General features: G+C 67.8%; 20 protein-coding genes and 2 tRNA genes. 7 read left to right on the top strand and 15 right to left on the bottom strand.

What is annotated here, in order from left to right:
- The first annotated feature begins 654 nt into the window (after positions 1-654).
- Together ACFY2X_RS12895 and ACFY2X_RS12890 are read left to right on the top strand one after the other, a co-directional pair.
- On the top strand, positions 655-1,056 hold the full coding sequence (locus ACFY2X_RS12895; protein WP_389936818.1) for a hypothetical protein: 402 nt from the start codon (positions 655-657) through the stop codon (positions 1,054-1,056).
- A 98-nt stretch (positions 1,057-1,154) separates the two neighbouring features.
- A complete protein-coding gene (locus tag ACFY2X_RS12890) occupies positions 1,155-1,334 on the top strand; it encodes a hypothetical protein (RefSeq protein ID WP_389936815.1) in 180 nt (59 codons plus the stop codon).
- A 5-nt stretch (positions 1,335-1,339) separates the two neighbouring features.
- Here ACFY2X_RS12890 and ACFY2X_RS12885 read toward each other — a convergent pair whose 3' ends face one another.
- From ACFY2X_RS12885 to ACFY2X_RS12850, 8 genes are all read right to left on the bottom strand, one after another.
- A complete protein-coding gene (locus tag ACFY2X_RS12885; RefSeq protein WP_389936812.1) occupies positions 1,340-1,768 on the bottom strand; it encodes a PH domain-containing protein in 429 nt (142 codons plus the stop codon).
- Between the two features lie 17 nt (positions 1,769-1,785).
- Positions 1,786-2,553, bottom strand: a complete 768-nt coding sequence (locus tag ACFY2X_RS12880; RefSeq protein WP_389936809.1) for a group II truncated hemoglobin — start codon at positions 2,551-2,553, stop codon at positions 1,786-1,788.
- Between the two features lie 135 nt (positions 2,554-2,688).
- A tRNA-Met gene (locus tag ACFY2X_RS12875) sits at positions 2,689-2,762 on the bottom strand.
- 118 nt (positions 2,763-2,880) lie between these two features.
- A tRNA-Met gene (locus tag ACFY2X_RS12870) sits at positions 2,881-2,954 on the bottom strand.
- A gap of 72 nt (positions 2,955-3,026) precedes the next feature.
- Positions 3,027-5,978: a UPF0182 family protein gene (locus tag ACFY2X_RS12865; RefSeq protein WP_389936806.1), complete on the bottom strand. Its 2,952-nt coding sequence runs from the start codon at positions 5,976-5,978 to the stop codon at positions 3,027-3,029.
- 302 nt (positions 5,979-6,280) lie between these two features.
- The gene (locus ACFY2X_RS12860; RefSeq protein ID WP_389936803.1) at positions 6,281-7,327 is read right to left on the bottom strand and encodes a PDZ domain-containing protein; all 1,047 of its coding nucleotides are present in this window, start codon (positions 7,325-7,327) and stop codon (positions 6,281-6,283) included.
- 84 nt (positions 7,328-7,411) lie between these two features.
- Complete coding sequence (locus tag ACFY2X_RS12855) at positions 7,412-7,837, bottom strand: molybdenum cofactor biosynthesis protein MoaE (protein WP_389936800.1); 426 nt, start codon at positions 7,835-7,837, stop codon at positions 7,412-7,414.
- Positions 7,838-7,897: 60 nt separating this feature from the next.
- Positions 7,898-8,971, bottom strand: a complete 1,074-nt coding sequence (locus tag ACFY2X_RS12850; protein WP_389936852.1) for an NAD-dependent epimerase/dehydratase family protein — start codon at positions 8,969-8,971, stop codon at positions 7,898-7,900.
- Positions 8,972-9,050: 79 nt separating this feature from the next.
- On the opposite strand from ACFY2X_RS12850, the gene ACFY2X_RS12845 reads away from it, so the two are divergent.
- The 3 genes from ACFY2X_RS12845 to ACFY2X_RS12835 all read left to right on the top strand — a co-directional run bounded on the left by ACFY2X_RS12845 (position 9,051) and on the right by ACFY2X_RS12835 (position 12,016).
- Complete coding sequence (locus tag ACFY2X_RS12845) at positions 9,051-10,385, top strand: zinc-dependent metalloprotease (RefSeq protein WP_389936797.1); 1,335 nt, start codon at positions 9,051-9,053, stop codon at positions 10,383-10,385.
- Positions 10,382-10,927 (top strand): NUDIX hydrolase, encoded by a 546-nt coding sequence (locus tag ACFY2X_RS12840; RefSeq protein WP_389936794.1) that lies wholly within the window; start codon positions 10,382-10,384, stop codon positions 10,925-10,927. The genes ACFY2X_RS12845 and ACFY2X_RS12840 overlap by 4 nt, the downstream gene beginning before the upstream one ends.
- An 84-nt stretch (positions 10,928-11,011) precedes the next feature.
- Positions 11,012-12,016 carry an endonuclease/exonuclease/phosphatase family protein gene (locus tag ACFY2X_RS12835; protein WP_389936791.1) on the top strand — a complete coding sequence of 335 codons (1,005 nt, stop codon included), beginning with the start codon at positions 11,012-11,014 and terminating at the stop codon, positions 12,014-12,016.
- 48 nt (positions 12,017-12,064) lie between these two features.
- Here ACFY2X_RS12835 and ACFY2X_RS12830 read toward each other — a convergent pair whose 3' ends face one another.
- The 3 genes from ACFY2X_RS12830 to ACFY2X_RS12820 form a co-directional block, all read right to left on the bottom strand.
- Positions 12,065-12,667: a DUF2064 domain-containing protein gene (locus tag ACFY2X_RS12830; protein WP_389936788.1), complete on the bottom strand. Its 603-nt coding sequence runs from the start codon at positions 12,665-12,667 to the stop codon at positions 12,065-12,067.
- Complete coding sequence (locus tag ACFY2X_RS12825; protein ID WP_389936785.1) at positions 12,661-13,092, bottom strand: M48 family metallopeptidase; 432 nt, start codon at positions 13,090-13,092, stop codon at positions 12,661-12,663. The genes ACFY2X_RS12830 and ACFY2X_RS12825 overlap by 7 nt, the downstream gene beginning before the upstream one ends.
- 225 nt (positions 13,093-13,317) lie before the next feature.
- Positions 13,318-14,103 carry an enoyl-CoA hydratase/isomerase family protein gene (locus ACFY2X_RS12820; protein WP_389936781.1) on the bottom strand — a complete coding sequence of 262 codons (786 nt, stop codon included), beginning with the start codon at positions 14,101-14,103 and terminating at the stop codon, positions 13,318-13,320.
- 122 nt (positions 14,104-14,225) lie between these two features.
- Between ACFY2X_RS12820 and ACFY2X_RS12815 the strand changes: the two genes are divergently transcribed.
- Together ACFY2X_RS12815 and ACFY2X_RS12810 are read left to right on the top strand one after the other, a co-directional pair.
- Positions 14,226-15,326, top strand: a complete 1,101-nt coding sequence (locus tag ACFY2X_RS12815) for a ThiF family adenylyltransferase (protein WP_389936777.1) — start codon at positions 14,226-14,228, stop codon at positions 15,324-15,326.
- 65 nt (positions 15,327-15,391) lie between these two features.
- Complete coding sequence (locus ACFY2X_RS12810) at positions 15,392-16,735, top strand: ABC1 kinase family protein (RefSeq protein ID WP_389936774.1); 1,344 nt, start codon at positions 15,392-15,394, stop codon at positions 16,733-16,735.
- Between the two features lie 222 nt (positions 16,736-16,957).
- Here the strand turns inward: ACFY2X_RS12810 and ACFY2X_RS12805 are convergent, their stop codons facing one another.
- The 4 genes from ACFY2X_RS12805 to ACFY2X_RS12790 all read right to left on the bottom strand — a co-directional run bounded on the left by ACFY2X_RS12805 (position 16,958) and on the right by ACFY2X_RS12790 (position 20,948).
- Positions 16,958-17,152 carry a hypothetical protein gene (locus tag ACFY2X_RS12805; protein WP_389936771.1) on the bottom strand — a complete coding sequence of 65 codons (195 nt, stop codon included), beginning with the start codon at positions 17,150-17,152 and terminating at the stop codon, positions 16,958-16,960.
- A 40-nt stretch (positions 17,153-17,192) separates the two neighbouring features.
- Complete coding sequence (locus ACFY2X_RS12800) at positions 17,193-17,462, bottom strand: WhiB family transcriptional regulator (protein ID WP_389936768.1); 270 nt, start codon at positions 17,460-17,462, stop codon at positions 17,193-17,195.
- A gap of 541 nt (positions 17,463-18,003) precedes the next feature.
- Positions 18,004-18,870, bottom strand: coding sequence for an acyl-CoA thioesterase II (tesB, locus tag ACFY2X_RS12795; RefSeq protein WP_389936765.1), 867 nt, complete (start codon positions 18,868-18,870; stop codon positions 18,004-18,006).
- Entirely contained in the window at positions 18,867-20,948 is a 2,082-nt protein-coding gene (locus ACFY2X_RS12790) for an ATP-dependent DNA helicase UvrD2 (RefSeq protein ID WP_389936762.1), read from the bottom strand. Before ACFY2X_RS12790 ends, tesB begins: the two co-directional genes overlap by 4 nt.
- Positions 20,949-21,068: the final 120 nt, after the last annotated feature.

Below are 21,068 nucleotides of genomic sequence, written 5' to 3'. Positions count from 1 at the left end.
CAAACTCTCCAAACAATGTCTGGATGTGTTCACCCCGGCTGAAAGCATCCACGAAACCATGGATGTGTCAACCAAAGGAATCCCTTCCCCCCACACCTTGGTGGGTGGGACGGGGTTGTGCTTCATGCACTGGCTTTTAACACACTGTTGAGTTCTCAAGAAACGGACGCGTACACCGTCGTCCCGGCCGGGGGGCCGGGCGCCCGGGGCGCTCCATTCCATGTGTCCATCCTATCAGATCCGCCCGGTTTGTGTCAAACTGTCGCTTTCGTCCCAGTTGACCCACCCACCGTCGCATCCTTCCGGATCGACCACCCTGTCTCCAGGGCAACCCCTCCAACTTACTCCAACATCCGGTTCGTGTCCAATCGTGCGAACACGCCTTCTTGATGAAGATCAGAGAGAGGGAGGTGCTAGGCAGTTCGCCGACCTGGAGGCCTTCTGGCTTCCCGGGGCTCGTTGCCCTGCAGGAAGAACATTACCAGGCCTCTCGCGTAACAAAGACAACTTGCCAACCATTCCCGCTACTCGCGCGTCCCAAACGTTTGTGAGCGGTCGGAGGGCGCAAGCAGACGTCAAGTCATCCGCAATCGACTCTGGATACGAAGTAGGCACGAGGGTCAGGATCCTGACTCCACCGTGGAGGTGAGCACCATGACCCGCTCGGAGTTCGACGACATCCGCGCGCACATCGACGCGGAGGCCGATCACCCTGGGGACTTACTCAAGGTCGCCAGGTCTCTGCTGAGCGACCTTGAGGACGCACGTATGCGCGAGGCGACCCTTCGCTCCTACTATCTGCGTCTCCTCACCGCCGCCCGAGCGACGGTGGCCGCTGAGGCGGCCGGCTATCCGGAGCCCCTCGCCTTCCTCACCGACGAGCTGGCCAAGCGCGGCCAGCTGCCGGCGACCGATGACGAGGTGAACCGGATCCTGGCCGACGCGCGCACCGCAGCCGCGCTCCTGGCCTGCCTGGAGCACCAGCCGGCTGGGGCGACCAGGGGCGGGCCCCGCACCCGCAGGTGCGGAGGTACGAGTCGTAGCCTCCCAAGATGAGGCGTTCCGCGTCATTGACCTGGTCTTGAATCAAGATCTGTAAGACTTCGGGCATGTGGCAGCGGAAGCTGAATTGGGCTGCGACGACCCTCGTAGGCGTGTTCGGCGTCCTCTGGATCGGCGTGGTGGTGTTCGCGTCCATCGACGCACCGAAGTGGACCCGGATCGGGCAGGTCGCCTTCGGGGCCTTCCTGATGGGCTGGGCCCTGTACAAGGCAAGCGTGCTGCTCCGCCTCACCAGGAAGGCTCCGGCGCGGCATCGCAGAGTCAAGGCCTGACGCCCTCAGGAGCCGGTCCGATAGGAGCGCAGTTCGTCGGCGACCTGCCGGCACGGGACACCGAGGTCGAACCGGCTCAGGAGGAAGACCGTTTCCCCGGTGTCGATCTCCAGAAGCTCCGTGCGTGAAGTGAAACGAGTCCGCGTGTCCACACGGATTCGCTCGACTTCGTTCCACGGCACTCGTTCCGTACCGGCGAAGCCCTTGACCACGACCAGCCCTTCGCCGTCGGCACTGAGCCGTACCGGGGCCAGGATGTCGCGCAGGGCCAGACCCGCCGCCATGACGGCCGCGCCGTCTGCCAGGATCACCCCGCGAGGGTCGTCGAGGTTCAGCACGGCGATCAGCACGAAGACGATCGTCGCGACGACCTTCAGGACGAGGAGTTCCCGGCGCACGCGCCAGCGCAGGACCGGTTCGGGCGTGTCAGTCACACACGCACGCTAACCGCTCAGGCCTTGGGCACGTACGGCGGCGCCACACCCCATCCCCAGTGCGGCACGGGCGCCTTGGGAAACGGGGTCGCGCCGGGCTGGGAGTTCGCGAACGCCAGGCGGGTCCCCCACTCGATATAACCGAGGAAGGCGGCCCGGAACTCCGGATCGGAGGGGAGGCCGACCTCGTCGGCGGCATCCAGGAGCAGGTTCACCCAGCGGCGACGCTGCGGTTCGGTGATGGCCTTGCCGATGTGCTGAGCGAGCATGTGCGGGTAGCCTCCGCGCTCGCGGGTGTAGCGATCGGGACCGCCGAAGACCTCACTGAGCCACATCGCCACGTATCGGGGATGATTGGGGTCCATCTTGGCGAAAAGCGGCCCGACGAGGTCGTCTTTCTTCACGTGGCCGTAGAAGGTCTCGGTGAGCCGTTCGAACGCTTCGGCTCCGCCGGCCCAGTCGTACAGCGTCGGCACCGCGGAGCCCGCACCACGGATGCCGGTGGGCGCGTAGTGGCGCATCTCCTCGATGTCCGATACGTAGGGCTTGATTTCGGCGAAGAAGGCCGCGAAGTAGGGACCACTCCTGAATCCCTGGAGGTGCTCCTCGGCGGAGGTCCAGGTGATCCGCAGGATGTAGCAGGCGGGCTCCTCCACGCACCGGGTGAGTTCGTAGTCCACACACTGGGGAGCGCTCGCGAGCGACTCGCCGGCACGCCGGTATGCGGCCTCGAACTCGGCCGACCGCTCCTCGGGAACGCGATAGCGGATGTATTCGACGATCATTGGTTTCCCTTCAAGGGAGATGTGATCTACGCAACCAATGTAATCATGTAAGCGTCCGCATTGTGCGGGTTTGGGCAAGCTTCGGTGGAAAAACGAAGAAGGCCCTGATCTCTGTGAGATCAGGGCCTTTCGTAGTAGCGGGGACAGGATTTGAACCTGCGACCTCTGGGTTATGAGCCCAGCGAGCTACCGAGCTGCTCCACCCCGCGTCGGTATGTTTAGAGACTACCCGGCCTTGGCGGTGGAGAGCAAATTGATTGCCCAACGCAGAAACATCGGGATAACACGAAGGGCCCGGATCTTCGAGAAGATCCGGGCCCTCTGCAGTAGCGGGGACAGGATTTGAACCTGCGACCTCTGGGTTATGAGCCCAGCGAGCTACCGAGCTGCTCCACCCCGCGTCGGTGTGTCTAAAGACTACCCGGCTTTGGCGGTGGATGCGAATCAGACAGCTCTCTGTGCCCGATGAATTCCTAAGGAGTCGGTGCGGGCGTCGGTGTCGCCGACGGCGTGGGAGTCGCGGAACCCGATGACGTGGGAGTCGCGGAACCCGACGGCGTGGGAGTCGCGGAAGGAGCCGGGGTGGGGGTCGCGGTCGCCGACGGCACCGCGGCGGCCCCCCTCAGCTTCTCCAGCGCCTTCTTCAGCGCCTCCTGGGCCGCGCCGTACTCCGTCCAGTTCGGCGGGTTCTTCGCCAGGGCTTTCTGACTGTCGTCATAAGCCTTCTGCATCTCGTCGATCGCCTGACTCAGGGCCGTGTTCGGCTGGGTGACGGTGCTCGGCTTGCCCGTCTCCGGCTTGGCCTGCTGGGCGCCCTCTCCGAAGACCTGCTCCAGCGCGCCCTTGAGCGTGTCGGCGAAACCGGCCCTGTCTCCGTAGGAGACCAGAACCCGGCGGAGGATCGGATACGGCTCCTGGCCGGAGGAGGACGCCGCGGTCTCCACGTACACCGGCTCGATGTAGACCAATCCGTCGGCGAACGGCAGGGTCAGCAGGTTGCCGTAGCGAACCTTCGCCCCACCGATGCCGAGCAGGTTGAGCTCACCGGAGAACTTGTTCTGGAAGTTGTTCTGCACCTGGCCGGGGCCGGGGATCGTGGTGTTGGAGGGCATCCGCAGGATGCGGAGCTTTCCGTAGTCCGATCCCTGAGTGGCGTCCACGGACATGAACGCGGCCAGGTTGGGGCCCGAGCGCGGCACGAACGTGGTGGTCAACGAGAACACCGGGGCCTCCGTGTCGGGCATCTTGACCGACAGGTAGTACGGCGGCTGCTTGATGTCCCGCTCACCCGAGGACGGGTCGTTCGGGACGTTCCAGAAACCCTCACCGCTGTAGAACGCGTCCGGGTCCTCGATGTGGTAGCGGGACAGCACGTCGCGCTGAACCTTGAACAGCGCCTCCGGGTAGCGCAGGTGCTGCTTGAGGTCGTTCGACATCTCGGTCTGCGGCCTGATGATGTCGGGGAAGGCCTTGCGCCAGGTCTGCAGGATCGGGTCCTTCTCGTCCCAGGCGTACAGCCGTACGGTGCCGTCGTAGGCGTCCACCGTGGCCTTGACCGAGTTGCGCATGTAGTTGATCTGGTCGCGCGGCTGCTGCACCACCAGACGCGGATCGGTGACGGTGTCGCGCGTCATCGCCTCCAGACTCCTGCTGTCGGAGTAGGGGTAGGCGTTGGAGGTGGTGTAGGCGTCGGCGATCCAGACCACCCTTCCGTCGACGATGGCCGGGTAGGGGTTGTCGTCCAGGCTCAGGAACGGCGCGACCTTGGCGATGCGCTCCCGCGGGTTGCGCTCGTAAAGAATCTTGGATTTGTCGTTGACGTCACCCGACAGCAGCAGGTTCTTCTCGCCGTACTTGGCCGCGTAGAGCAGCCGGTTGAAGAACGAGCCGACCGGGACGCCGCCCTTGCCGGTGTAGGTGGTTTTCTGCTGGCCGGTGCCGCTGCTCTCGGGGTAGTCCAGCTCCTGCTTCCGGTCGCCGCCCACGATGACGTATTCGGGCGCGGCCGGGGACTCTCCGAAGTAGATCCGCGACTCCTTCAACCCGGTCCGCTGGGCCAGGGGGCCGGTCACCGGCATGTCTTTGGCGTCGAAGTTGGGCAGGCCCTGCGAGTCGACCTCGTTGCCCGGCGCGGCCACGAGGCCGTAACCGTGGGTGTAGACCAGGTGCCGGTTGATCCAGTTGTCCTGCTCGCGCGGCGGGCCGGTGAGCTCGCGCACCGCCACGACCGTGTCGCGCATCTTCCCTGACTCATCGGGGTAGCGGTCGACGTCGAGCGGGTCGTGGAAGTCGTAGTAACCGCGAATGCGCTGCTTCTGCTGGTAGGTCTTGGCGACCAGGTTGGGGTCGAGCAGACGCACACCAGAGATCGAGCTGTCGGCGGTGACGTTGACCTTGGTGGGGTCGCCCTGCGCCGCGTAGTCGATGACCTCCGTCTTGTCGACGCCGTAGGCCTTCCTGGTGGCGTCGATGTTGCGGTCGATGAATTCCCGCTCCCGCGCCTGCTGGTTCGGTTTGACCTGGAACTGCTCGACCAGAGCCGGATAGACCCCGCCGATCAGAACGGCCGACAGCACCAGGAGGCCGAAGGAGACGCCGGGCAGCATGCCGCCGGGCCGTACGATGCCGGCGAAGAAGAGAGCGGCGCAGATCAGCGCGATGATCGCCAGGATGGTCTTGGCGGGCAGCACCGCGTTGACGTCGGTGTAGGACGCGCCGAACACGAAGCCCCGGTCGGAGAAGACCAGACCGTACCGGTCGATCCAGTAGGCGACCGCCTTCAGCAGCACGAACACGCCGAGCAGCACCGACAGGTGCACCCGGGCCGCGCGGGAGGCGTGGACTCCCGGCGACTGGAGCCGGAATCCGCCGTACAGGTAGTGCACGACGGCCGCCATGACGGCCGACAGCACCACCGCGGTGAACAGGAAGTTCAGCACCATCCGCAGGAACGGATAGGTGAACATGAAAAACGACAGATCCAGCTTGAACAGCGCGTCGGTCTCGTGGAACGGCGTGCCGTTGACGAACTCCAGCCAGGTCTTCCACTGACCGGCCATGGACGATCCGGAGAACAGGGCGAGCACGGCGGCGCCGATCAGGAAGATCAGCTTGCGGTGCGGGTCGAGGGCCATCCGGTAGCGGTCGGCCCCGCTGGCGCCGCCGAACATCCCCGGCCCGAACATCGGCCGCGCCCGGTAGGCCAGCAGCATATTGCCGCCCACGAGACCGACCATGAGCACGGCGCCCACGATGAAGAGCAGGATCTGCGTGACGATCACACCGGAGAAGACCGACGTGTAGTCGACCGATTCGTACCAGAGATAATCAGTGAAGATGCCGGCGAAAAGGAAGAACAGCGCAACGAGCGCGACGATGGCGATCGCTACAGGTAGTAGCAGTCGTGGCCGGCGGGGCAAGCGCATTGCCCTACCGGCTCCGGGGGTCCGGAAGCTCAAGGCCAACCCCTTGTCGTAAGAGCACGGTCCGTGTTTGGAAACCTACACCGGCGGGGCTTGCGCCGCGCTCAGCTCGTCAGGCACGGTCCGGCCACAGCCCCGGAGGTCTCGGGTCCACTACTGCCAACGCACGAGCCCTCGAATCAGTGCCCTGTCACAGGGCGCGGGCACTCGGAGTCCGGGCACTCGAAAACGCGGCCTAACCCGCCGGGTCCTCGCCGCCCGTCAACCGCCCGTCAACAGCCCGTCGGCCGCCCGTCGAGCACCCGTCAGCCGGCCGGGCAGCTCGGCGCCGTGCCGGAACCCGTGCGGACCACGTCGATCGCCTGCACGGCCTCATGGAGTGTGTCGATCTTGATCAACTTCAGCCCGTCGGGGATGGCCTTGACCGCTTCGGCGCAGTTTTCCGCAGGGGTGAGGAAGACCGTGGCTCCGTCCTTGCGAGCGCCCACCATCTTCTGCTGGATGCCCCCGATGGGACCGACCTTGCCGTCCGGCGTGATCGTCCCGGTCCCGGCGATGGACTTGCCTCCGGTCAAGTCGCCGGGGGTGAGCTTGTCCACGATGCCGAGGGAGAACATCATCCCCGCGCTCGGCCCGCCGACGTCGCCCACGTTGATCCTCACCTTGAACGGGAACTTGTAGCTGATCCGCATGGTGATGCCGACGATCGGCGTGCCGTCCTTGGCGGCCGTTGTCGGGACGGCCACGGTCATCTTCCGGTCGCCGCGGTTGACGGTGAAGGTCACGGTCTGGCCGGGCTTGTGCTTGCGGACGGCGGCGGAGATGGTCTCGCGGTCGGCCGCGGCCGCCCCGTCCACGGCGACGATCTCGTCTCCGGGCTTGAACTTCCCGTCGGCCGGCAGGCCTTTCTGGGTGGAGGCCACGGCCACGACGGAGGTGAACGGGATCTTCAACTCGGTCAGCGCCGCCGCGGTCGCGTCGTCCTGGGAGTTGGTCATCTCCTGGACGTTCTGCTGCTCGACCTCTTCCGCGGTGGTCGTGGGAGGGAAGATCGTCTCCTCTGGCACGACCGCGACGGTGGGGTCGAGCCAGCCCCTGAGCGCGCTGAACAGGTCGATCCTGCTGCCGGGGCCGCCCTGGTATGCGACGGTGACGAGGCTGAGCTGACCCGAGGTCGGATAGGTCTGGCGCCCCTCGATGCTGATCACCGGCTTGCCCTTGACCTCCCCGATGGTGTTCTCGGTCGGGCCGGGACTCAACACGACGTACGGCACAGGCAAGATGGCGCCGACGACGGCGAACGCGAGCGTGAGGAAGCCTGCCACCATCAATGTCAGCGCTCGTCGGGACATGAGAGGAAGCCTATGCCGTGTAACCGGTTGAGGAGTCACCCGTACGCGCTGTCATCTTCCCGATAGTACGGCTTGGTCCTGATTTCACTCGCAAACTCCGACCCATTCGGTCGAGCCGTCCGCGAAAAGCTGGTTCTTCCAGATGGGGACTTCGCTCTTGAGATCGTCGATCAGCCGCCGGGAGGCGGCGAACGCCTCACCGCGGTGGGGGCAGGCGACTGCCACGATGACCGCGATGTCGCCGAGTTCGAGGTCACCGACCCGATGCACTGCGGCCAGCGCGGTCACCGGGAAGTCGGCGGCGACTTTCTCGGCCACCCGGCGCAGCTCGGCCTCGGCGCTCGGATGCGCCGAGTAGGACAGCCTCGTGACCGGCTTGCCGTGATCACGGTCACGCACCGTGCCGACGAAAAGCGTCGTGCCGCCCGCGGCGTGGTCCCCGATGGCGGAGAACACCTCGTCGACGGAGAGCGCGCTGTCGCGAATATCGAGCAGCCGGATGACATCCACGTCAGAAAGAGTACCGCCCCGGGAAAACCACGCCCGGGGCACGGGCCGTACTCACCTGACTCACACGCGGCGCTTCTTCCGGGCGGCGCGGACGATCGCGGCGGTGCCGAGGACCGCGACGGTGGCGCCGGCGGCGGTGAGAGTCGCCTCCTTGCCGGACAGGCGACGGCCGACGACCGTGTGCCTGCCCTCGCGCAGCTCCAGGAGCTGCTTGAACGCGGCTTCGTTGCTCCACAGCGGTTTCCACCCGGCCGCGCGCAGCGTCGCGCAGTCAACCACCCACGGGTAGACGACGTAGTGCAGGTCGGTGGCCGGGGCCGGGGTGATGCCCAGCCGGTGCAGGCGCTGGGCGGTGCCGAAGGTCAGCCCGGCGGGCAGTTCGAAACGGCGCAGCCCGGAGAGCTCCTCCACCTGATCCTGCTCCAGCCAGCCCTCGCCTCCCACCGCCACCACCCCGGAGATCGCGCCGAGCGCGGCCATCTCCAGCGCCGAGACCAGGTCGTCCACGTGGCAGAACTGCCAGCGAGGGTTGCAGCCCTTGACGCTGAGCAGCCGTGGCGCCTCGAAGTGGCGGGTGACCACGCTGTCCACTCCCGGGCCGACCACGGCGGCGGGGCGGAGCACGGTCACCTCAAGCCCCGGATGGCTGCGCAGCGAGCGCCGGACCAGCGCTTCGATCTCCAGGTGGTCACCGACCATGCCGGTGTCGGGCTCGGCGGCCACCGCGGCGTCCTCCGGCAGGGGAACCGGGTTGTCGGATGCCGCGCCGTACACCATGGCGCTGGTGACCAGCACGACCCGGCGCACCCGGGCCGCGGCGCTGGCGGTGAGCACCGTCTGGGCCGCGCGCAGGTTGTAGGCGCGCCGCTCCGTGGGATCGGCGTCGAGCGCGTAGTCGGCCGCCAGGTGGACGAGCACATCGATGTCGGAGATCCGGTTCGCCAAGAGCGGATCTCTGACATCGAGCACCCGCCAGGTGACGCCGGGCACGTCGCCGCGCTGTTCGTCGATGGCCACGACCCTGCGGAAATCCGCAGACGAGGCGACCTTCGCGAGGAAGGCACGGCCGATCCCCGAGGCCGCGCCGGTGACGGCGACGACCGGGGGCCGAGGGCGTTTCGAGGTAGGCACCAGGTCCTCACTTTGCACTGACCCGCCATGCGACGGATAACGTGGCGGATGTGGACTCCTCCATCCTGCACGAGGTAGAGCGGTGACTGACTTGCCAGGTCGGGAAAACGACCCCAATGAGAATCCGTTCGCCATGTTCGGCGACCCGGAGCAGATCGCAGCGGCCATGCGCCAGTTCGCCGACATGCTCTCCGCGCCGCCGAGTTCCGGCCCCGTCAACTGGGACATGGCGAAGAACATCGCACGGCACGTCGTGGTCGCCGAGGGCGATCCGAGTGTCATGGAAGGCGAGCGGCGCCAGATCATAGACGCCCTCAACCTCGCCGACCTGTGGCTGAACGAGGCGACCGCGCTTCCGAGCGGCGTGAGCAACCCGCAGGCGTGGAGCAGATCGGAATGGATCGAGAAGACCGTTCCCGTCTGGCGGCAGCTCTGCGATCCGATCGCCGCGCGCATGGTCGAGACCATGAGCGGCACGCTCGGCGCCACCGGCCTGCCCGCCGAGGCCCAGGCCATGGCCGGCCCGCTGATGGGCATGATGAAGCAGATGGGCGGCATGATGGTCGGCCAGCAGATCGGCCAGGCCATCGGCTCGCTCGCGCGTGAGGTGATCGGTTCCTCGGACATCGGCCTGCCGCTGTCCGACAACGCCGCGCTGCTGCCCGGTGGCGTCGCCGCGTTCAGCCAGGGGCTGGAGACGCCCTCCGAGGAGATCCGGCTGTATCTCGCCCTCCGCGAGGCCGCTCACCACCGGCTGTTCCAGCATGTGCCCTGGCTGCGCGCGCATCTGCTGGGCGCCGTGGAGGAGTACGCCAGGGGCATCACGGTGGACGTGTCCGCCCTGGAGGAGCAGATCCGCGGGCTCGACATCAACAACCCCGAGCAGCTCCAGCAGATGCTGAGCAGCGGCAACCTGCTCAAGCCCGAGGAGACCGAGCGGCAGAAGGCCGCCCTGACCCGGCTGGAGACCATGCTCGCCCTGGTCGAGGGCTGGGTCGGCACGGTCGTGGACGGCGCCGCCGACGGCAAGCTGCCCTCGTCGGCCGCGCTGGCGGAGACGGTACGGCGCCGCAGGGCGACCGGCGGCCCCGCCGAGCAGACCTTCGCCACGCTCGTCGGCCTCGAGCTGCGCCCCCGCCGCCTGCGCGAGGCGGCGGCTCTGTGGCAGGCGCTGGAGGCCGACCGGGGCGTCGACGGCCGGGACGCGGTCTGGAGCCACCCCGACCTGATGCCCACCGCCGACGATCTCGACAACCCCGACCGCTTCGTCCGGGGGGAGCCGGAGCTCGACCTGTCCGGCCTGGAGGCGTCCTTGAAGGAGGATTCCGCCGGCGAAGACAGTGGCGAAGACGGCGGCAAGGGCACTGACCAGGACGCCGAGAAGGACAAGGGCGACGACAAGGGCGACGGCGCGTGAGCCTGCGCGCGCACGCGCAGAGCGTGCTCGCGGCCTGGGTCGCCCCGACAGCCGAGGAGGAGCTCCTCCGCGAGGAGTTCCTGAAGCATGTGCACGCCCACGAGAACGCCATGTGGCGCGAATGCGTGCCCGGCCATCTGACGGCCACGACCGCGGTGCTCTCCCACGACGGCGAGCGGGTGCTGCTCACGCTGCACCCCAAGGCCGGGATGTGGCTGCCCATGGGAGGGCACTGCGAGCCCGGCGACACCTCACTTGAGGCCGCGGCGCTGCGGGAGGCCACCGAGGAGTCCGGCATCCCCGGCCTGCGGCTGCTGCCCGGCCCGCTGGCCCTCGACCGGCACCGGGTCTGGTGCCACCCGCCGCACAGCCATCATCTGGACGTGGAGTACGGCGCGGTCGCCCCGGCCGATGTCGAGGCCGTGATCAGCGACGAGTCGCTCGACCTGCGATGGTTCCCGGTGGAGGAGATCCCCGAACTGTCCGACGAGGCGACCCGGAGGCTGGCGCGCCGCGCGCGGGAGGTCCTGCGCTCCCGATAGCCGGACCGTTCCATGCTCCCCACATCTCTCCGGATCTCTGGGTAACGTCCTCATCAACTGGCGGGACGAGCGAATCGGGGCATCGTGAGTGCGGACATCACAGCCGGCACGGGTGTGGGCGGCGCGATCGTGGCACCATCGTCGCGGCGCCGGCGGATTTCCCGGGCCCTCGTCTGGGTCGCGGTCGCCCCGTTCACCGTCTGGGCCGTGATCAGGGTCACCGGGCTGGAGCGGGGGTCGCTGGCCACCCAGGCCATGACCGCCACGCCGTACGTCGCGGCGGCCTCGCTCGTCCCCGTGCTGCTCGCCGCGCTGGCTCGCAGCCGCGCGGCGGCGGCCGTCGCGCTGGTCACCACGGCGGCCTTCGGCTTCAGCGTGCTCCCCCGCGCCGTCGGCTCGGCGGAGACCGGACCCGGAACGCCGTTGCGGGTGCTGACCCTCAACATGCTCTTCGGCCACGCCGATCCCGGGACGGCGATGGACCTGGTCCGGCGGTTGAAGCCGGACGTGCTGAGCACCCAGGAGCTGACTCCGGGGATGGTCGGGAAGCTGGACGCGGCGGGGCTGAAGGAGCTGCTGCCGTACCGGGTATTGGCTCCGGAGTGGGGCGCCCGCGGCAGCGGCCTGTACGCCAGGCACCCGCTGACCCCGCTGGAGAACCTCTTCCGGCCGATCGGGCACAACATGCCCGCCGCCACGATCACTCTCCCCGGCGCCAAGCCCGTCGAGATCATCGACGTCCACCCCTACCCGCCGCTGGGCGACCACGTGCACGAATGGACGGCGGCGCTGGAAGCCCTCCCGTCGGCCGCCCCCGGCACGATCCGCATCCTCGCCGGTGACTTCAACGCCAGCCTCGACCACGCCGCCATGCGCCGCTTCCTGAGCCGGGGCTACGCGGACTCGGCCGACAGGACCGGCCAGGGGCTCACGCCCACCTGGCCCGCCAACCAGCGCGTCCCGCCCCTCATCACCATCGACCATGTCGTGGTGGACCAGCGGGTGAACGTGAACGCCGTCAGCGTCCACTCCGTTCCCGGCACCGATCACCGGGCCGTCTTCGCCGACCTGCGCCTGCCCGCCCTCTGACACGGGGCACGCGTCGAAGGCGGGCGTTCGCGGACGCCGGCGAACGGCTCACACCGAGAGCAGCGCCCGGGTGTTGTCCCAGCCCTCAAGACCGGGGTCCAGCATCCGGATGTCGTCGGGGGTGCGCAGGCGGTGCCAGCCCGGTCCGGTGGCGACCATCCGGGGACCGGGCGCCGAGGCGCGCAGCGCCTTGACCGGGTCGACGTCGTCGAAACCCACGTCGGCCCAGCCGGGATAGGGCAGGTGAGCGGCTATCGCCACGGCACCGCCCTCGGCGGCCGGGCAGACCGCGACTTGTGCCCGGCCGAGCGCGCGGAAGAGCTTGCCGATCAGCAGAGGCGGCAGGTCGGGGGCGTCGCCGCTCAGCAGAACCGCCTGCCTGCCATACGGCAGGGCCTCGAAGGCGGCCCGGACCAGGGCACCCCCCGACAGCTCGGGGATCTCGACGACCGGGGTTCCCGGCCAGACGATCTCTTCCATTCCCGGAACGCTCGTCACCAGGACCGGCGTGACGAAGTCGAGCCCGGCGACGAGCTCGTAGGTGTCTTCGGCCACGGCCGTCAGGAACTCGGTGGCGTCGACCCCCGGCGGGCTCGCTCCCGCCATCGAGGACGTGACGAGGACCGCCACCAGCCGTTCTTCGGTCAACATTCCTCCGCGACGCCGTTGGCCGCCATGGAGAACCCCTCAAGGAACCCTCGTGCCCGCTCGGCCTTCGGATAATGATCCACCAGGGCCCAGAACCGGGGGCCGTGACTGGGCACCAGCAGGTGCACGAGCTCATGCATGATCACATAATCGACCACCCACGACGGCATGCCCCGAAGCCGTGTGGAGATCCTGATCGTGCCGTGGTCAGGGGTGCACGAGCCCCATCGGTGTTGCTGGTTGTCGACCCATCTCACACTCGACGGGCTCGCCTTGCCGTCGAGATAGCGCGCTGACAGCTCGCTGGCCCGCTCCAGGAGGTCGTCGTCGGAAGGGCGTCTTCGCTGCTCTTTCGCCGCGAGCCGGTCGAGCATCCGCCGTACCCATTGCTCCTCGTCGGTACTGCTCAAACCTGCCGGAAGCAGCACGATCGTTTTCTCGCCGTCGCGGTACGCGGAAACCGTCCGCCGGCGACGAGAACTTCGACGGACCTCGACTGTCTCGGGGGGCACATATGAACGGTAGCCGAGAATGGCGAATTCACACCAGAGGGCAGAACGCGTTCTGGCAGGTCAATCCCTGTTCGCCGAATGTTCAGCGAGACCGATCGGTTATGACGGCGACTTATCGAATTAACCTGGATATCGCCCGTCTCACGAGTTGCCGAATCGCGGGACCCGCCGTTCTCTCTGTGCCGTCAGCCCTTCGAGCATGTCGTCCGAAGCCATGGTGACCGGCTGCGCGAGAGACTCCCAGCGCAACGCGGCGTCGATATCCGCGTGCCCGCCCCCGGCCAGAGCCACCTTGGTGAGCCTGGTGGCGATGGGCGCGTTGGCGGCGACCCTGGACGCGATCTCCAGCACCTCGGCCATCAAGGACTCGCGGGGGAAGGCTCTGGTGACCAGCCCGGCCGATGCCGCCTCGGCGCCCAGCATCGTCCGCCCGGTCAGCAGCATCTCCCTGGCCACCCCCACTCCGGCGACCCTGGGCAGCAGATACGTCGCGGCCATCCCGGGGTGCAGGCCGAGCGACGTGAAAGGAACGAGCAGCTTGGCCTCCTCTGAGGCGTAGACCAGGTCGCAGGCGAGAGCGAAGCACAGCCCCGCCCCGACGGCTGGGCCGTTGATCGCGGCGATGGTCGGCACCTCCAGGTCCGCGATCGCCAGCCAGGTCCGGTAAAAGGCCAGCATCCGGTCGCGCAGATCAGGCACGCTCTCGACGCCCCGCTCGGCGAGCCAGGAGAGGTCTCCCCCGGAGCAGAACGCGCTGCCCGCCCCGGTGACCACGACGCACCGCGCGTCCCGGTCCTGGCGGAGCTCGGCGATCGCCTTGCGCCACTGCTCGGTCATCCCATCGGTCATCGAGTTGCGCCGGTCCGGGCGATTCAGGGTGAGCACCACGACGCCGTTGTCCCGCCGGTCGACCAAGAGCTCGTTCATGTCCGGGAGCGTAGTGCACGAACGAGTTATCCACAGGCGGGAGGAAACGCGTTCGGGATCTTCCGGAGCCGTGGCACGCTGACACGCCCCAGCCGACACACCTCCAGAGGAAGGGCGACCGCATGAGACCTCGTCTGAAGCCCGCGTTGCGCCGGATCGCGCGCGACGAGCGCACCCTGCAGTTCGGCCTGCACCCCCGGCACGCGGTGGTGCTGACCGATCTCGAACCCGAGGTCCGACGCTGGATCGAGAGCCTGGACGGCGTGCGTGACCTTTCCGGGGTGCTGGCCGGCGCGGCCGAGGCCGGGATCGGCGAGGGGCGCGGCCAGGCCCTGCTCGACCTTCTCATCGGCCGGGGTCTGGTGGACGACGCGGCGGTCCGGCCAGGCCCGCTGCGCGCGCTCACGCTGGCCGAGCGCGACCGGCTCCAGCCCGATCTGGACGCGCTCTCCCTGTCCCCCGGCACGACCGACGGCGGGCTCTCCACGCTGGAGCGCAGGCGCGAGGCCCAGGTGCGGGTCTACGGAGCGAGCCGGGTCGGCTCGCAGATCGTCGCGCTGCTCGCCGCCTCCGGGGTCGGTCAGATCTGTGTCGTCGACCCCGGTACGGCCCGCAACCAGGATGTCGTGCCCGGCGGGCTGACCTGGGATCAGGTGGGGATGAGCAGGCAGGATGGCGCGGTCGCGGTGGCCAGGAGCCTGGCGCCCGCGCTCATCGCGTGGACCGGGGACGGCGCGGCACGGCTCGCCGACGGCGGCAGACAGCCCGACCTCGCGGTGCTCGCACCGGTGGAGCCGCTGGACGGCCTGACGGTCAGAGACCTCCTCTCCTGGGAGATCCCGCACCTCTTGGTGACCGCCTTCGAAGGCTTCGGGTCCATCGGCCCGATGGTGCTGCCCGGCCAGACTCCGTGCCTGCGGTGCCTTGACCTGACCCGGCGTGATCGCGACCCCGGCTGGCCGACCGTCAGTGCCCGCCTGGGAGGCTTTCCGGCGGGTGAGATCGCCTGCGGTGCGGCGCTGTCAACCCTGGTGGCCGCAGCGGCGACCGGTCATGCGCTCGCTTTGATCGACGGTCGTGAGCTTTCTGTGACCAATAGCACAGTGGATATATTGCCTGATTGGAGATGGAAGCAACGATCCTGGAGTTTTCACCATCAATGTAGTTGTTTCCGAAATGACTCGGGTTCGCTAACAATGGTCGCGTCGGCCAACTGTCGCTGATAGACACCACACCGAAGGGAGGGAGCGGTTGTCTCGCCGCACGGGGGACAGGCCGCAAAACCAAGGTGAGTGACCTTCCGCGCCGCGCCGTTGCGCGCTCCGCCAAGCTAGCGGCCCTTCCGATCGGGTTCGCCGGCCGCACCGCCCTCGGATTGGGAAAACGAATCGGGGGCAAGTCCGCTGAGATCGTCGCCCAGGAAATTCAGCAACGCACAGCCGAGCAGATCTTCAAAGTTTTGGGAGAGCTCAAGGGCGGGGCGATGAAGCTCGGCCAGGCGCTGTCCATCTTCGAGGCCGCGCTGCCTCCGGAGATCGCCGGGCCGTATCGTGCGACGCTCACCAAACTCCAGGACTCGGCTCCCCCTCTACCGGCCAGAACCGTACACAAGGTCCTCGTCGAACAGTTGGGAGACGACTGGCGGGAAAACTTCCAGTCGTTCGAGGACAAACCGACCGCCGCCGCGTCGATCGGGCAGGTGCACAAGGCCGTCTGGCACGACGGCCGGACGGTCGCGGTCAAGATCCAGTATCCGGGCGCCGGTAAGGCGCTGCTCTCCGACTTCAACCAGATGACCAGGCTCGGCAAGCTCTTCGGGGTGCTACTGCCCGGCCTCGATATCAAGGCCGTGCTGAGCGAGCTGCGGCAGCGGGTGATCGAGGAGCTCGACTACCTTCGCGAGGCCGAGGCCCAGCATGCCTTCGCGCTGGAGTTCAAGGACGATCCCGACTTCCTGGTCCCGGATGTCATCGCCGCCAACGAGCAGGTGCTCGTGTCCGAGTGGGTGGACGGCACGCCCCTGTCGCGGATCATCACCGACGGCACCGAGGAGGAGCGCGACCGCGCCGGTCTCCTCCTCGTCCGGTTCCTGTTCTGCTCCCCCTCGCGAGTGGGCATGCTCCACGCGGATCCGCACCCGGGAAACTTCCGGATCCTGGAAGACGGGCGGTTGTGCGTGCTCGACTTCGGCGCCGTCAACCGCCTGCCCGACGGTTACCCGCCGGCCTTCGGCAAGCTGACCCGCATCTTCAACAACGGCGACATGGACAGCGTGGTCCGGGGACTACGCGACGAGGGCTTCATCCTCCCGCACATCGAGGTCGACACCGAGGCTCTGCGTGCGTTCCTCGCCCCCTACGTCGAGCCGACCGCGGTCGAAGAGTTCACCTTCAGCCGCGAGTGGCTCCAGCGGCAGGCGGCCACGGCCACCGATCTACGCCCCGGCAATGTGGTGCGCCAGCTCAACCTGCCAACGTCCTACGTTCTCATTCACCGCGTGCACGCGGCCGGGATAGGCGTGCTCTGCCAGCTCGGCACCACCGCCCGATTCCGCGAGGAGGTGATCCGCTGGGTTCCCGGATTCGCCGAGGACCCCGAGGAGGATCCCGAGGAGCAGGCGATCGCCGGCTGAAGCCCCACCGGTCCGCCTACAGTCCAGCGGACAAGACAAGAAAAGGGGTGGCCCGTTCGGACGGGCCACCCCTTGTTCATCTCCGATCCCTACAGATCAGAGATGAATCCGTCTCTCCGGTCTCTACAGATCAGACGAATCCGTCTCTCTGGTCTGTGGAGATCAGACGAATCCGTCTCTGGTCTGTGGAGATCAGACGAATCCGTCTCTGGTCTGTGGAGATCAGGTCACGCGCAGGAGCGCACGGTGCAGGCGCGAGGTCGCGCGCTCCGCGTTACGGCGCGCGCGTCGCAGGCGCAGGATGCCGGACGCCAGACGTTGCTCCTCCGCCTCACGGTGAAGCATGCGTATTCGGTCCCGAACCAGTTCTTCGTGAATAGAGGGCAGGTCCAGGCTCTGGGTGGTGAAGTAGGTCATCGGAAGTGGTCCTTTCAGAAACTTTCAGGCTCTCGGTTGATCAGGCAGCGAGCGGGGTCTTGCGAGGACGTCCGCGCGGACGCTTCCGCGGAACGATGGCTCCCCGCAGGATGAGCTCACCGCCCCAGACCCCCCACGGCTCCTCGCGCTCAAGCGCGCGGGCCAGGCAGGCCTGCTGGATCGGGCAGCCTCCGCAGAGCGCCTTGGCGAACTCCACGTCCTCCGGAGACTCGGCGAACCAGAGATCGGGGTCGGTACGACAGGGGATTGTGGCTTCGTCGATCAGGTCCATGACCGTCTGGGCCCCCATCTGCTTTCACCTCTCAGTTAGGTGTTGATCTTTGATGACTTCTGGGTGGGGGTCAGGAATGACGCGACAAACAAGAAGGCCGCGGATCCTGGTGCGGATCCGCGGCCTGAAGGCTTTTCCCGGTCAGATTATGACCGGAGGTTGCCTCCAGGGATGCGGACCACGCGAACCACCATTTCCGGTGTGCTGCTTGGTCGGTGCGTAGTCGCCAGCTTCGGCTGCAGGGACAGCCGAGACACCCGCCGCCACGAAGGCGATCAGGGCGGACTCGTTGCGGCTGGCCAAGGCCTGGGCGCGGGCAGACTTCTCCCGCTGAACTCGGGCGGCCGGGCTGACCGTGAGGAGAGCCTGACTGCCGAAGGGCAGGGCGGTGCTACGGCAGGCGGAAGTGAGCCCCATCTGGGACGGCATCATGTTGATCTTCACAGCGGACTCACCTCCATCTTTGGATCGTCGGGCAGGATTGCCCGACTCGCTTGACCAAGACCCTAAACCCCCGCCGCGGGGGCGGGCAACATATTTTCTACCTGCAGTTTTACAACTAACTCACGCGGATCATGGCTTCCTGAACCACCGACACCGCCAGCTCACCCGAGCGGGTGAACATCTCCCCCCTGGCCAGCCCTCGCGCGCCTCCCGACCACGGCGATTCCTGGGCGTACAGCATCCAGTCGTCCACGCGGAAAGGCCGGTGGAACCACATCGCGTGATCCAGTGAGGCCCCCATGACGTTGGAGGACCCCCAGGCCAGGCCGTGGGCCAGCAGCACGGTGTCCACCAGGGTGAAGTCCGAGGCGTAGGCGGCGAGCACCACGTGCAGCAGCGGGTCGTCGGGCAGTTCCGCGTCGTAGCGGAACCACACGTTCGTCTGCGCGCCGCGCAGCGCCGGGTCGCGGTGGGCCTCCCACGTGAGGGGGGTGACGTAGCGGGCGTCCACCGGGCGCGGCTTGGCCAGCCACTCCTGCCACTGCGGGTCGTCCCCCACGACCTCGAGCATCCGATCCCGGAACAGCGGGAGGCTTTCCGGGTCGGCCACCCTCGGAATCACCGTGGCCTGGTGCTCGACGCCGGGCTCCACGAGGTGGAAGGAGGCCGACATGGTGAATATCGCCTTGCCGTGCTGGACCGCGACGACCCTGCGGGTGGTGAACGACCGGCCGTCACGGACCCGCTCTACGTTGTAGACGATCGGAATCGCGGGGTCTCCGGGCCGGATGAAATAGGCGTGCAGCGAGTGGACGTGACGGTCCGACGGCACCGTCCGGCCGGCCGCGACCAGCGCCTGGGCGGCCACCTGACCGCCGAACACCCGTTGGATGCGCTCCTCGGGGCTGCGGCCCCGGAAGATGTCGAGCTCGATCTGCTCAAGGTCGAGCAGATCCAACAACTCTTTGAGCGCCTCGTTCACGCGTCCTCCGTCTTAGCTGCCGCAGCACGGCACAGGGCGAGCACCGCCTCGCCGTACCGCTCTAGTTTGACGCGTCCTATTCCGGTTATCGCCAGCAGGTCCTGTTCAGAGGCTGGCGCCCGCTCTGCTATGGCTTGCAGGGTGACGTCAGTGAAGACCACATATGTCGGAACCTTGGTCTCTTTGGCGACGACCGTACGCCAGGCCTTCAGGCTCTCCAGCAGGGCCTCGTCGTAGTCGGCCGGACAGGTGGCACATCTGCCGAGCTTCTGCTCGGCGGCGGCGACGAGGGTCTTGGAGCAGACCCGGCAGCTCACCGGCGCGGCGACCGTGCGGCGATCCCTCGGCCCGGCTCCGGACCCGGACGAGGAGGTACGGCTGGACGCGCCGGAACGGCCCGTGAGGCCGTCGAGGAAACGGGAGGGTTTCCTGGAGCGGCGGCCGCCCGGTGAACGCGCCAGCGCCCACGACAGCCCCAGGTGAGCCCTCGCCCGGGTGACGCCGACATAGAGGAGACGGCGCTCCTCCTCGATCTGGTCGGGCGTCTCCGCGTAGATGATCGGCAACATGCCGTCCGTCACCCCGGTCAGGAAGACCGCGTCCCACTCCAGGCCCTTGGCGGCGTGCAACGAGGCCAGCGTCACGCCTTCGACCGGCGGCGCGTGCTGCTCGCCGGCCCGGCGTTCCAGCTCGGTCACGAAGGCCACCAGGTCGGCGCCCTCCGCGGCGAGATCCTCGGCGAGGTCGGCCAGGGCTTTCAGCGACTCCCACTTCTCGCGGGCCTTGCCTCCGCCAGGAGCCTCGGGCGTGAGGCCGATGCCGGCGAGGATGTGGCGGACGGTCGAGACCAGCTCGTCGTCGTCCGCGGCGGAGCGGGCGGCCCCGCGCAGCAGCACGACCGCCTGGCGGACCTCCGGGCGCTCGAAGAACCGGTCGGCTCCGCGTATCAGATAGGGCACGCCTGCCTTGGTGAGCGCCTGCTCGTAGGCCTCGGACTGGGCGTTGACCCGGAACAGCACGGCGATCTCACGGGTCGGCACACCGCTTTCCGCGAGCTTCTTCACCGCGCGCGCCACCCCGTCGGCCTCGGCGGACTCGTCGTCGTACTCGGTGAAGACGGGTTCGGGGCCGTCCGGGCGCTGGGCGACCAAGGCGAGCCTGTGCGGGGTCCTGGCCCTGTCGATCACCCGGTTGGCCAGGGAGACGACCTGGGGAGTGGACCGGTAGTCGCGGATCAGCTTGATCACGGCGGCGTTGGGATATTCGACCGAGAACCCGGTCAGATAGTGCGATGTCGCGCCGGTGAAGGAGTAGATCGTCTGGTTGGGGTCGCCGACCACGCACAGGTCGTCGCGCCCGCCGAGCCAGGTGTCGAGCAACAGCTTCTGCAACGGGTTGACGTCCTGGTATTCGTCCACGACGAAGTAGCGGTACTGCTGGCGGATCTGGGCCGCCACCTCGCGGTGCTCCGTCATCACCGCGGCGGTGAGTTCCAGGATGGTCTCGAAGTCGACCAGGTGCCGGTCCCGGCGAAGCCTCTCGTAGGCGTCGTAGAGCCGGAAGACCTCCTCGGCCGGGACCGGCGGAGTGCGGCCGGCCTTCCTGGCGGCCTCGGCGTAGTCTTCGGGACCGATCTGGGTGGCCTTGGCCCACTCGATCTCGGAGGCGATGTCCCGCAGCTCGGACCGGTCCGGGTTCTTCCGGACAAGACGGCAGGCGTCGACCAGCAGCGGCATCTTCGATTCGATCACCTTGGGCGGCTCGCCGCCGATGACACGCGGCCAGAAATAGGTGAGCTGGCGCAGCGCGGCGGCGTGGAAGGTGCGGGCCTGCACGCCCGGTGTCCCGAGCTGCCGCAGGCGCTGCCGGAGCTCTCCCGCCGCACGTGTCGTGAATGTCACAGCAAGCACGCTCTGGGCGTCCACCATCCCGCTGCGCACGGCGTGCGCGATGCGGTGGGTGATGGCCCGCGTCTTGCCGGTACCGGCCCCGGCGAGCACGCAGACCGGGCCCCGCACGGCTTCCGCCACCTCACGCTGTTCGGGATCCAGCCCCGCCAGTACGTCATCGGGCGCCACGGAGACTCCTTACACGCTGTTAACAGGCCGGAGGGAAACATCTTCCCAGCCAGTGGCCAAGCACCGTTCATTCTGGCAACATGCCGCCGTCAAGCTATGTCGTTCGCCGAGATGCACAAA

Source organism: Streptosporangium sp. NPDC000396 (assembly GCF_042898655.1).
In the GTDB taxonomy this organism is placed as follows: domain Bacteria; phylum Actinomycetota; class Actinomycetes; order Streptosporangiales; family Streptosporangiaceae; genus Streptosporangium.
This window is presented reverse-complemented; position numbering and strand designations above follow the sequence as displayed.